General features: G+C 72.2%; 7 protein-coding genes. 3 read left to right on the top strand and 4 right to left on the bottom strand.

The window, feature by feature from the left end; all coding sequences use genetic code 11:
• Positions 1-126: 126 nt before the first annotated feature.
• Complete coding sequence (locus tag AB0G11_RS35755) at positions 127-1566, bottom strand: DUF234 domain-containing protein (RefSeq protein WP_246645517.1); 1440 nt, start codon at positions 1564-1566, stop codon at positions 127-129.
• 43 nt (positions 1567-1609) lie between these two features.
• On the bottom strand, positions 1610-2491 hold the full coding sequence (locus tag AB0G11_RS35760; protein ID WP_357591162.1) for a LysR family transcriptional regulator: 882 nt from the start codon (positions 2489-2491) through the stop codon (positions 1610-1612).
• Positions 2492-2562: 71 nt separating this feature from the next.
• On the opposite strand from AB0G11_RS35760, the gene AB0G11_RS35765 reads away from it, so the two are divergent.
• Positions 2563-3441, top strand: a complete 879-nt coding sequence (locus AB0G11_RS35765) for a 4-hydroxy-tetrahydrodipicolinate synthase (RefSeq protein WP_357591163.1) — start codon at positions 2563-2565, stop codon at positions 3439-3441.
• Here the strand turns inward: AB0G11_RS35765 and AB0G11_RS35770 are convergent.
• Positions 3403-4548, bottom strand: coding sequence for an FAD-dependent monooxygenase (locus AB0G11_RS35770; protein WP_357591165.1), 1146 nt, complete (start codon positions 4546-4548; stop codon positions 3403-3405). The two genes, AB0G11_RS35765 and AB0G11_RS35770, sit on opposite strands and share 39 nt — an antisense overlap.
• A gap of 84 nt (positions 4549-4632) precedes the next feature.
• Between AB0G11_RS35770 and AB0G11_RS35775 the strand changes: the two genes are divergently transcribed.
• A complete protein-coding gene (locus tag AB0G11_RS35775; RefSeq protein WP_357591167.1) occupies positions 4633-5082 on the top strand; it encodes a MarR family transcriptional regulator in 450 nt (149 codons plus the stop codon).
• A gap of 149 nt (positions 5083-5231) precedes the next feature.
• Positions 5232-7382 (top strand): ATP-binding cassette domain-containing protein, encoded by a 2151-nt coding sequence (locus tag AB0G11_RS35780; protein WP_357591169.1) that lies wholly within the window; start codon positions 5232-5234, stop codon positions 7380-7382.
• Here the strand turns inward: AB0G11_RS35780 and AB0G11_RS35785 are convergent.
• Positions 7369-12171: a DNA repair ATPase gene (locus tag AB0G11_RS35785; RefSeq protein ID WP_357591170.1), complete on the bottom strand. Its 4803-nt coding sequence runs from the start codon at positions 12169-12171 to the stop codon at positions 7369-7371. The genes AB0G11_RS35780 and AB0G11_RS35785 overlap by 14 nt on opposite strands.
• Between the last annotated feature and the right edge of the window lie 2 nt (positions 12172-12173).

Below are 12173 nucleotides of genomic sequence, written 5' to 3' on the forward strand. Positions count from 1 at the left end.
CCCTCCGGCCGACTCGATCGCATGGCCGAGGCCGGGGTCACGGGCGTGCCGGTGCCGGCGACCTTGGCGGCCGACCAGCGGCAACGCGCACTGGGCGGGTGTCCCGGCGATCCGGCAGCGTCCCCGCTAGTGAGCCTGCCAGGCGGCCAGCAGATCGTCCGGGCCCCACTGCTCGACCGGGAGGCCGGGCTCGAAGCCGGACCTGGAAACGGCCACCCAGGCGGTCCGGCCGGTGACCCCCGGCACGGACGCGGCGCCCCGCGTCAGCTCGTCGTAGTCGTGCCGGTCGAACCGCCGTTGTTCGAGCCACTTGATGGAACCGACGAAGTGGATGTTCTTCGCCACAGGCGCCCGGTCCGCGCCGACCAGGTCGATCTCCGGGTTGTTCTGGCGGTTCCACCAGCCGCCGACTTCTTCGGTGTCCGGCCACCGGTCGTTCGGCAGGGCCCTGGCCAGGGACTCGCGGATGATCGGCTCCACCGCGCGCCCCCGCCAGGCCGTCCAGGATCGCTCGATGCGGCGCAGTGCCACGTCGGGGCGTCCCCGCTCGCTGTCGACGACCGCCTTCTGCAGGAAGGACAGCCAGAACCGCAGGTAGTGGTCGGCCACCCGGTAACGCTTGTTCTTGTCCTCGGGTTTGGTGGAGAGCGGGACTTCCGCCGCCACCACCCGCTTCTCGACCAGGGTCTTGAGGATCGGAGCGAGCGTTCCGGAGGGAAGCGCGGCGTTGTTGCCGACCTTCTCGGCGATCTTGCCGAACGTGCGCTCGCCGGCGCCGATGACCTCCAGCACCGCGCGGACGTGCGTGCCGGCGGGAAACTCACCGAGGAGGGACAGCTCCCCTGCGGCGAGAAGAGGCGACAGCGGCGAATCGAGGCTTCGGCGGAGGAAGTCGAGGCGGGACAGCCCCGGCTCCCAGGACTGGACGATCTCGGGGAACCCGCCGGTGATGAGGAGCGCGTCCACGGCGTCGGCCGCGGGCAACCCGGTCATCTCGGCGACGTCGGCAAGAGACAGCGGCCGGATCGTCATGCCGGCCGCCCGCCCGAAGAACGGGCGCCCGTACTCCTGGAGGGCTTCCATCATGGTGAGATCGCTGCCTACGAGGATCAGCAGGATCGGCTTGTCGGACAGGAAGCGGTCCCAGACCGTCTGGAGAGCGCCTTCGAACTCGTGATCCTGCTCGATCAGCCAGGGGACCTCGTCCAGGACCACGATGCAGGGTGAGTCCGCGGCCGCCGTGGCCAGCGCCCTGAGCGCGCCGTTCCAGTCCGCCGGCTCGACCCCCTGGACGAGCGCGGCTCCGGGAAGACCGGCACAAACGGCGGCCTCGACGAAATCGCGCCGCTCCGCCGCCGGGGCGCGGCCGCGGGTGGCCTGGAAGATGACGTACGGGAGCTTCGACCGGTCGCAGAACTCCTGCACGAGGCGTGACTTGCCGACCCTGCGCCGACCGCTCATGATCAGCGCGCGCCCTCGGGTCGGATGCCTGCCCTCGGCTACGCCGCGGAGCTGGTCGTCGAGGATGCGGAGATCGTGGGCACGCCCGGTGAACGTGGTCGCCATGTCCGCCTCCGGAAAGTCGATTTCATCTTAGTAAGAAGCAATCTTACTTAGATGGATCCGACTTAACCTCGCCGATCGCCGTGTGGAAGGCCGCGAGGGCGGCTCGGATGGCCGGGTGGTCGCCGTGTCCGCGTCTGAAGGCGGCCAGGGTGCGGCGGCTGAGGGGGAGCGGGGTGAGGGTGACGCCGGGCGGTGGCGACAGGGCGGCCAGGCGCGGGACCAGCGCGACGCCCGCGCCTGCGGCGGCGAAGGCGAGGACGGTGTCGAAGTCGTCGATGCAGTGCCGGACGAGGGGTTCGAAGCCGGCGGCCTGGCAGGCCCGGATGGTCATGGTGTGGCAGAGGGTGCCGGGTTTGCCGACGATCCACGGGTCGCCGGAGGCGTCGGCGATCGCGGTGCGGTTCGTCAGGTACATCGGCTCGCTGAACAGGGGCTCGGTCTCCAGCGACGTGTCGGTGACGGGCGGGACGAAGTCGTACTCGTGGACCAGCGCCACGTCCAGCTCGCCGGCGCGCAGGGCGGCGGAGACGTCGGCGGGGTCGATCTCGGAGATCATCGGGATGACGGCGGGGTGCGCGCCGGTGAGTGCGGCGAGCGCGGGCGGGAGCAGGACGCGGGCGGCGGTGGGGAAGGCGCCGATGCGCAACGGACCGGCGGGTCCGCCGCGGACGGCGGCGAGCGCGGCGGAGGCGCGTTCGAGCTGTTCGAGCACGGCCTGGGCGTGCTCGACGAGGAGGTGTCCGGCGGGGGTCAGCGTGACGGTGCGGCCGGTGCGGCGCAGCAGCGGCACGCCCGCCTCCCGTTCCAGGGCGCTGAGCTGCTGGGAGACGGCTGACGGGGTGAACGCGACGGCCTCGGCGACGGCGGCGATGGTGCCGCGCCGGGACAGTTCGCGTAGAAGGTGCAGCTTGCGAGGGTCGAGCATAAGTCGAGCTTACGGTGGACGTCACAAATCATCGCTGGACCTACCGAATGCCCAGGGGCCAAGCTCGAAGCATGCTGAGTGGAATCCATGTGCCGCTGATCACGCCGTTCGACGAGACGGGGGCGGTGGCGTACGACGCGGTCGAGAAGCTGGCCGGGCACGTGCTCGACCAGGGGGCGGCCGGGCTGGTGGCGCTGGGGACGACCGCCGAGGTGGCGGCGCTCGACGCCGACGAGCGGGCCGGGGTGATCGAGGTGTGCGCGCGGATCTGCGGCGAGCGCGGGGCGCCCCTGACCGTGGGCGTCACGGGCAACGACACGCGATCCGTCGCGCGGGCGCTGAGCGAGCTGCCCGACGGGGTCGCCGCGGCGCTGGTCACGGTGCCGTACTTCCTGCGGCCGTCGGAGCGCGGGGTGATCGCGCACTTCGAGGCGCTGGCCGAAGGGACGCCGGTGCCGCTGGTGATCTACCACATTCCCTACCGGACCGGGCAGGCGGTGGGCGCGGCCACGCTGCGGCACCTGGGCGCGCACCCGATGGTCGCCGGCGTGAAGTACGCGGCCGGGGGGATCGACCAGGACGCCGTCGACCTGCTCGGGGACCTGCCCGACGGGTTCGCGGTGCTGGGCGGCGACGACGCGTTCATCTCGCCGCTGCTGGCGCTGGGCGCGGCGGGCGGCATCCTGGCCTCCGCACACCTGGTGACCGACCGGTTCGCCGAGCTGGTCGCCGCCTGGCACGCCGGGGACGTGGCCCGGGCCAGGGCGCTCGGGCACCGGCTGGCCACGATCTCGGCCGCGCTGTTCGCCGAGCCGAACCCCACGGTCATCAAGGGCGTCCTGCACGCCCGCGGCCTCATCCCGACCCCGGACGTGCGGCTGCCGCTGCTGCCCGCGAGCGCCGCGGCCGTCTCACAGGCTGACCTGGTGGCGGTACATCCAGGCCAGTGACTCCTGGCTGGCGCTCTTCTTCAGGAAGAACGGCATCAGCGCGTCGCGGAACACCCGCGCCACCGGCCCGGCCGCCTTGCTGTTGCTGATCGTCTTCGCGTACGCCACCACGCGCTCGACCCGGCCGCGCCGCTCGGCCTCGAACCGGCGGAACGCGGCCTCGTGGCCGGCCTCGTCACGCAGGCAGCGGGCCAGCACGACGGCGTCCTCGACGGCCAGCGAGGCGCCCTGGCCGGAGCTGGGCGAGGTGGCGTGCGCGGCGTCGCCGGTCAGCACGACCCTGCCCTGGTGCCAGACCGGCACGGGCGGCAGGTCGTGGATGGGCAGCATCGGCCCGATCTCGGCCCGCCGGACCAGCTCGGCCGAGAAGTTCGCGTCGTCCTTGAACGCCTCGACCAGAACCGGCCGCCAGTCGTCCGGCACGTCGCCGAGCGCGCGTGGCAGGTTCGCGAACCACCAGGTCTCACCCGATTCGGCCACCGAGTAGCCGAAGAACGCCCGCTTCCCGAACACCATGTGGTAGACGCCCGGTTCGCCGGTGAAGTCCTGGTCGTGGATGATCCCGCCGCCACTGTAGAGCCCGGCGTAGCGCGGGGCGGGCGCCTGCGGGTCGAGCAGGTGCCGGGTGCGCGACCGTACGCCGTCGGCGGCGATCAGCAGATCGCCCTTCGCCCGCGTCCCGTCCTCGAACGTGGCCGTCACCTGGTCGCCGGTGTCGTCGAAGGACACCATGCGCTTGCCGTACGAGACCCGCACGCCACGGCGGGCGGCCCCGTCGCGCATGATCCGGTAGAGGTCGGAGCGCAGGATCGTGTGGCTGACCGTGCCGTCGTCCAGGGCGAGCCCGTTGGCCACCGTGCCCAGGCGCTTGCCGGTGCCGCTCCACATGACCATGGCCGGCGTGGGGATGCCGGCCGCCATGACCTCGCGGTGCAGGCCCAGCGAGCGCAGCGCGTCGAGGCCGTTGGACGCCAGGTTGAGGAACGAGCCGACGCCCTGCGCGGTGTCGCCGTACGCCTCGTAGATCTCCGCCTCGATGCCCACCTCGTGCAGTGCCATCGCCAGCGCGGGGCCGCCGATGCCGCAGCCTATGACCAGAGCCTTCATCGTGATAACCTTTCGTTCGGCTGAACGAAATATATGACGATGGAGACGCTGATGTCCAGAGATATTTCGGAACACCGAAAGAAATTGCTCGACGCCCTGTCCGACGCCGGACGGGCCAACAGCAACGCCGCCGTGATGTACCACACCGCCATGGGCGAGCGGATGGGCCTGGGGATGAGCGAGGAGAAGACGCTCGACCTGCTGCAACGCCTCGGGCCGCTGACCGCGGGGGAGATCGCGCAGCACACCGGGCTGGCCCCCGCCTCGGTCAGCGGGCTCATCGACCGGCTGGAGGCCAAGTGGCTCGTCCGGCGCGTCCGCCACCCCAAGGACCGCCGGCGTGTCATCGTCGAGGTCAACTACGAGCGGATCGCCGGGTTCGGGGAGCTGTTCGAGCCGCTGGTGACCGGACTGACCGAGCTCTATGCGGGCTACACCGACGAGGAACTGGAGGTGATCGTCGACTTCCTCCAGCGCGCCACCGCCATCCAGGTCGCGGCCACGGCGAAGCTGACGGAGGGAAAAGGGTCTTGACTTATCCCGATTTATCGCCTTAGATCATCGCCCTATGGGTTACTGCTTCCTGTGATGTTCGCGCCGGGCGCCCCCGCGTAGAGCCGTACCGCTCCGCCACGCGCCCGCTCTGCCGTCATGTTCGCGCGAAAACAGGAGGTGGTGCTTCCTTGCGTACCCAACTTTCCCTCTCCCAGGTCACCAAGCGTTACGACGACCGCGTCGTGCTCGACCGCGTGTCGTTCACCGTCAAGCCCGGCGAGAAGACCGGCGTCATCGGCGAGAACGGCTCCGGCAAGTCCACGCTGCTCAAACTCCTCGCCGGAGCCGAGCGGCCCGACAACGGCGAACTCACCGTCGCCGCGCCCGGCGGCGTCGGCTACCTGCCCCAGGCGCTCGAACTGCCGCCCGGCGCCACCGTCGGCGACGCCGTCGACCACGCCCTCGCCGACCTGCGCGACCTCGAAACCCGCATGCGCGCCGCCGAGCAGACGCTCACCGAGGACACCCTGGACGCGTACGCCGCCCTCGTCGAACGCTTCGAAGCGCGCGGCGGCTACGAGGCCGACGCCCGGGTCGACGCCGCCCTGCACGGCCTCGGCCTGCCCGGGCTCCCCCGCGACCGGCCCGTCGCCACCCTCTCCGGCGGCGAACGCTCCCGGCTCGCCCTCGCCGCCACGCTCGCCTCCGCGCCCGAACTGCTGCTGCTCGACGAACCCACCAACGACCTCGACGACCAGGCCGTCGCCTGGCTCGAACAGCACCTGCGCGCGCACCGGGGCACCGTCGTGGCCATCACCCACGACCGGGTCTTCCTCGACCGGGTCACCACCAGCATCCTGGAGGTCGACCACGGCGCCGTCCGCCGCTACGGCAACGGCTACGGCGGCTACCTCGCCGCCAAGGCCGCCGAACGGGCCGCCCAGGCGCTGGCGCACGAGGAGTGGAAGGCCGAGCTCGCCCGGCACGCCGGCCTCGTCACCGCCAACGCCGGCCGGCTCGCCGCCATCCCGCGCAAGGTCGCCAAGGCCGGCATGGGCACCGGCGCCTGGCGCGCCCGCTCCCGCACCCACGGCGCCGCCGGGCGCATCCGCCAGTCCCACCAACGCGCCGCCTGGCTCCGCGCCCACCCCGTCCCCCCACCCCCGCCCCGCCTCCACTTCACCACCCCACCCCTCCTGACCACCCCCCACCCTCCGGGCCCGCCAACGCTCCCAACGGCCTGGCCCCCACCCCTGGAGGGCGCCTCCCAGGAGTGGACCCCACCCCTGGAGCAGGCCCCGCTCCCGGAGGGTGCCCCCCTTACGGAGGGGGCGCGTTCCCAGGAAGGGGCGAACTCCTCGAAGGTGGCGCTCTCTGCGGGGGGTGCGGCCTCTTCGGGGGCTGGGGACTCTCAGGAGACGGTTCCGTCAGAGGCGGCGGCGTCGGGGGAGGGGCTGCCTCCCTCCGAGCCGGTAACGCCCCCCACGGGATGGCTCCCACCCCTGGAGCAGGCCCCCCTTCCGGAGGGTGCCCTCCTTACGGAGGGGGCGCGTTCCCGGGAAGGGGTGAGCTCCTCGACGACGGCGCTCTCTGTGGAGGGTGTGGCCTCTTCGGGGGCCAAGGACCCTCAGGAGACGGCTCCGTCGGAGGCGGCGGGGCCGGGGGAGGGGCTGGTCCCCTCGGAGAAGGCGCGCCTCTCGGAGGGGGTACGCCCGGCGCAACGGCCCGCCTCGCCGGAGGCCGCAGGCGGGCCTGGGGAGCGCTCCGGGCGGTCGGAGGTCGTGGTGGAGGCGAGGGACCTCGTGGTGCGGGGCCGGCTGCGGTTGGCGGGGCTGTGCGTACGCCAAGGGGAGCGGCTGCTGGTCACGGGCCCGAACGGGGCGGGCAAGAGCACGCTGATGCAGGTGCTGGCCGGGGAGCTGGCTCCCGACGGGGGGACGGTGCGGCGGCCGGCCCGGGTCGGGTACCTGCGGCAGGACCAGGCCCCGGCTGCCAGGGACCTGACGCTGCTGCGGGCGTTCGCCGAGGGCCGGGCGGGTGACCTGGAGGAGCACGCGGAGACGCTGCTGGCGCTGGGCCTGTTCCGGCCGCGGGACCTGCTGCTGCGGATGGGCGAGCTGTCGTACGGGCAGCGGCGCCGGGTGGAGCTGGCCCGGCTGGTGACGAGCCCGGCGGACCTGCTGCTGCTGGACGAGCCGACGAACCACCTGTCGCCGCTGCTGGTGGAGGAGCTGGAGGAGGCGCTGGCCGGGTATGGCGGCGCGCTGGTGGTCGTGACGCATGACCGGCGGATGCGCGCCGCCTTCACGGGTTCGCGGCTGGAGCTCAGGTCTCCCTGATCGCCGAGCCGACTTCGCGGACGCGGTCGGCGAGGAGGCCGAGGGCGCCGACGGCCCGGGTCATCGGGTCGTCGCCGCTTCCGCCGAGCGCCTTGGCGCGCACGTACGCGGCCTTGATCTCGGCCCAGCGGGCGGCCTGGGCGGGGGTGAGTCGGCCGCGGAGTTCGGCGAGTTTGAGCAGGTTGGCCTCGGCGTCGGAGGTGAGGGTCTGGGCCTCGCCGAGGTAGTGGTCGTCGAGCACGGCTTCGAGCTCGTCGTCGTTCATGGCGGGGACGATGCGTTCGGCGAGCTTGTTCATGTTGCGGTAGGAGCCCTGGAGCCGGTAGGGCGGTTCGGTGCGGGCGGCGTCGGACTGGGCGGCGGAGGCGATGTAGGCGCGGTTGTTGGCCAGCACCACCTCCTGGACGCGCAGGAGCTTGCGCAGCACGCTGAGCACCTGGTCGAGCTCGGGCTTGGTGTAGGGGTGCTTGAGCTGGTCGGGGCGCACGCCCTGGTCGCCGCGGGCGAGCCGGACGAGGAGTTCGACGTCGGAGCGGTCGCGGGCGGACAGGGGGGCGAGGACGGCGTTGGAGGTGAGCGCGTTGTCGATGAAGCTGAGCGCGAACAGCTCTTCGCGTCCGGAGAGCACGTCGCCGAGGTTCCACACGTCGGCCCGGTTGGCGAGCATGTCGGGGATGCGGAAGCGCTGCCCGGACTCGGTGTACGGGTTGCCGGCCATGCACACGGCGAACCGCTTGCCGCGCAGGTCGTAGGTGCGGGTGCGCCCGCTCCAGACGCCTTCGATGCGGCGTTGGGCGTCGCAGAGCGAGATGAACTTCTGCAGCAGTTCGGGCGAGGTGTGCTGGATGTCGTCCAGGTAGAGCAGGGTGTTGTTGCCCGTCTCCAGCGCGAACGAGATCTTCTCCACTTCCTGCCTGGCGGTGGCGTCGGGCGCTTCGGCGGGGTCCAGCGAGGTGACGCGGTGGCCCAGGGCGGGCCCGTTCACCTTGACGAACACGAGCCCGAGGCGGCTGGCGACGTACTCCATGAGCGTCGTCTTGCCGTAGCCGGGTGGTGAGATGAGCAGCAGGAGGCCCATCTGGTCGGTCCGTTTGCCCGCGCCCGCCGCGCCGAGCTGCTTGGCCAGGTTGTCGCCGATGAGCGGCAGGTAGACCTCGTCGAGCAGCCGGTTGCGCACGAAGGCGCTCATCACCTTGGGCTTGTACTCCTCCAGCCGGAGCCGGCGGCGTTCGGCGTCGACGAGCTCGCCGCGCCGCTTCTGGTAGGCGCGGAAGGCGGGGACGCGTTCGGTGGCGAACCGCCGGGTCCTGGCCAGCGTCTCGTCGAGGCGGATCTCCAGTGTGCGGCCGGTGATGCGGGTGTGGGCGCCGAGGAGCCCGTCGGCGGTGGCGGTGACGGCGGCGCCGGAGTCGTGCCGGGGCAGGTCGCAGAGCTGTACGGCGACGGCTTCGGTCAGCTCGGGCCCCTGGTCGAAGGCGCCGAGCCAGGCGCGGGCGAGCTGCACCCGTTCGGGCAGCGGGACGGCCTTCAGGTCCTGCTCGAACTCGCGGGTGCGGCCGGGCCCGAGCGCCTGGTGGAACCCGGCGACGAGGTCGCGCGCCGCCTTGCTGGTCACGAACCCGGCGGGCTGCCCGGCCAGCTCCTCGACCAGGTATTCGCCGGCCAGGTCGCCGGCGTCCCAGGCTCCGGCGGTCGCCAGGAAGGCCGAGATGAGCGCGCCCAGCTCGGCGGCCAGTGACGGCAGCGCCGGGGTGGGGCCGAAGACGTCGCGGGCGCGCACCAGCGACACGGCTCGGGTGGTCAATGTTTTACGTGAAACCTCGTCGATCCCGTGCGCCCAGAAGAGCTGCGCCCCGGCCCGCGCCTCGGGCGGGTAGCGCAGCAGCCCGGCGCCGTCGCGGAGCCGGACGAGCACGTCGAGGATGGCCGCGGCGTCGTGGTCGTGGACGCCGCGCTCGTACCCCTCGTCGTAGCGGTCCTGGGCGGCCTGCCGTACGAGGGCCTGGAGGTCGGCGCCCGGCACGGCGGCGTCGAGGAGTGAGGCGGCGAGGTGTTCGGCGCGGTAGACCTCCGGCGTCTCGGAGACCAGGAGCTGGTCCCAGAACGGCCGGGTGTCGGCGAACGAGGCGGGGACGGGGGCGCGGTAGTCGGTGCCGGTGATGGCGAAGTGCATCTCGGAGCCGTGCGGCACCAGCGTGAGGTCGATGGGCTGGGTGTTGACGGCGAAGCGGTGGTGGCCGAGCCGGATGGTGTCGCCGCCGTCGGTGAACAGGTCGAGCCGGTCCCGCAGTGCCCGTCCGGCCTCCTGCTGTGCCGCCTTGACCCGGCCGTCCAGCTCCTCGGCGCGTACGGCGTCGCCCAGCTCGCGCAGTTCGGCGGCGACCGAGCGGAGCTTGGTGATCATGGGGTCGGTGGCGAAGTAGGTGTTGACCTCGTCGAGCGTGCCGAGGCCGCCGAGCCGCCGGGTGACGCCGGTCAGGATGCGTTCGGCGGAGGCGAACAGCCGGTCGGTGCGCCGGGCCAGCGCGTCGAGCTGTGACTGCTTGCGGGAGGAGAACGCCTCGTAGACGTCGTCGCGCTTGGCGGCGAGCTGGGCGGCGAAGTCGTCGAACTCGCCGAACCGCGACTCCAGGTTCTCCACCTGGATCATCAGCCGGCCGAGCTGTTCGTCGCAGCTCTCGGGGCTGTCGGCGACGGCGAGCGCGCCGGTGATGGCCTGCCCGAGCAGCGCGAACTCGGCGGCGAACGCGGCGCGGCCCTCGCTGCCGAGCAGTTCGCGCCGCCGTCCGTCGAGCACGGCCCGCGCCCGGTTGACGCCGCCGAGCACCTCGGCGATGCGGCCCAGGATGGCGGTGCGGACGGTGGCGTCGGCGATGTCGAGCGAGCCGACGACCTCGGTGACGACCTCCAGTCCTTCGGCCTGCGTCGACAGCCGGTCGGCGACGGGCTCGGCCTCGGCGGCGGTGGTGATCGCGCCGGCCTGGGCGGCCAGCTCCTCGACGGCGGCGTGGTAGCCGGTGAACGCGTCGGCGCCCTCCAGGAACGCCACCGCGCGCCGGCCCGCCGCGTCCAGCTCGGCGCGCACCTCGGCGGCCAGCTCGTCCAGCCGGGCCAGGTCGACGTAACGCACCTCGCGCAGCGTCACCAGGTGGCCCTGGGCGCGGCGGAGGGTGGCCAGCAGCGTCACCCAGGCGTCGGCGGTCGCGGGCGTGTCGCCGCGCGAGCGCCGGACGAGCTGGGTGACCTCGTCCTCGGCCTCTTCGAGGGTCCGCTCGGCCTGCCGGGTGAGCTGCTCGACGTTCTCGTACTCGTCGAGGACCTGTTCGGCGGTGGCGCGGACGTCGCCGAGCGGGCCGTCCAGGCCCTGCTCGCCGAGCCAATGGTAGCTGTCGAAGGCACGCGTGCAGGCGGCGATCAGCGCCTCGAACGTGGCCGCCGACGGCGCCATCTCCTCGATCATCCGGGCGACCGACAGGCAGTCGGAGATGCCGCGCACCAGCTCGGCGTTGCCGATCCGCTCCAGCGGCCCGGTGCCGGCGGGCTGCGCCGCCGCGTAGGTGTCGGAGACGTACGGCGTCTGCCACACCTGCATGGGGTGGACCCGCGTCGGCTCCTCGGAGGTGGCGCGGAAGACCACCATCGTGCCGTCGTCGAACAGCGAGTAGCCGTGGCACACGATGGGGTTGGCCACCTCCTTCCTGATCACGTTGTACGGCAGCAGCAGCGAGCGGCCGTCGCCCCTGGCGTGGAAGACGTAGAGCACGTCCTCGCCGTTGGGGGAGCGCACCACCCGCTCGAACTCCAGGTCGGTCACGTCGGTGTCGAACGTCTTGCTGACGCCGGTGGCCAGGTAGTAGCCGCCGGGGAAGATCAGCCCCTGGTCCTCGGGCAGCCGCTGGCAGGCCTGGCCGATGCCGTCGAGCCTGGTCACGGCCTTGGTGCGGGTGTTGAAGACGAGGTGGCGCCAGGCGGTCTCCTTGTACGGCCTGATCCGCATGAGGATGAGCGGGCCGACGCGGGCGTGCTCGACGTCGGCGTCGGCCAGGCTCTGCAACTGCTCGGTGACGGGTTCGGCGTAGATGCCCTCGCCCGACTCCGTGTTGTTTTCGATCTTGATGGTGAGGTCGCCGCCGACGGTCTCGACGAACACCTCGCCCTGCACGGAGATGTGCGGGTGGCGGCCGAGGACGTGGTCGTCGCGGGTGGTGGGCGTCCACTCGAAGTCGTGGGAGGGCGGGAAGACGTGGTCCCGCTCCCCACGGTTGTCCTGATATTTCGGGACCCCGGTGGGCGTGACCGTCCAGCGCAGCACCCGGATGTCCGCCGGCCCCGTCTTGAACACGGCCAGCAGCTTGCCCTCCACCCGCCTGAGCTGCGCCAGCCGGGTCTCCTTGTAGTAGCGGTAGAGCTCGGCGAAGTCCTTCCTGAACGCCTCGTCGTCCAGCGTCTCCAGCTTGTCCTGGTCGAAGCGGAACGCGTCCCCGTCACGGGTGAACCGGTGCACCGCGAACACGTCCGACACCGCGGTCTCCGGCTTGAGCCCGATGAACACGTTGTAGCCGAACAGCATCACCCCGCCCAGGGAGACGATGTCCCTGGGCACGCAGTTGTTCTCGGTGCGGATCCGCTCGGTGCCCAGCAGCCGCAGCTCGGCGCCGCCGAACACCTCCAGCCGCTGGGCGTTGACCGACTCGGCCGCCTTCGTCAGCGCCTTGGCCTGGGCCCCGAGCCGGTTCCTGAGCACCTCGTAGGTGCCGGCCTCCAGATCGGGCCGGACGTCCTCGGCCACGC

This window comes from Nonomuraea sp. NPDC023979 (assembly GCF_040639085.1).
In the GTDB taxonomy this organism is placed as follows: domain Bacteria; phylum Actinomycetota; class Actinomycetes; order Streptosporangiales; family Streptosporangiaceae; genus Nonomuraea; species Nonomuraea ceibae.

What these genes read in the sequence shown, in the direction of transcription:
- AB0G11_RS35755 (WP_246645517.1), bottom strand. Translation starts at nt 1,566, where the DNA reads ATGGCGACCACGTTCACCGGGCGTGCCCACGATCTCCGCATCCTCGAC.
- AB0G11_RS35770 (WP_357591165.1), bottom strand. Translation starts at nt 4,548, where the DNA reads ATGAAGGCTCTGGTCATAGGCTGCGGCATCGGCGGCCCCGCGCTGGCG.
- AB0G11_RS35760 (WP_357591162.1), bottom strand. Translation starts at nt 2,491, where the DNA reads ATGCTCGACCCTCGCAAGCTGCACCTTCTACGCGAACTGTCCCGGCGC.
- AB0G11_RS35765 (WP_357591163.1), top strand. Translation starts at nt 2,563, where the DNA reads ATGCTGAGTGGAATCCATGTGCCGCTGATCACGCCGTTCGACGAGACG.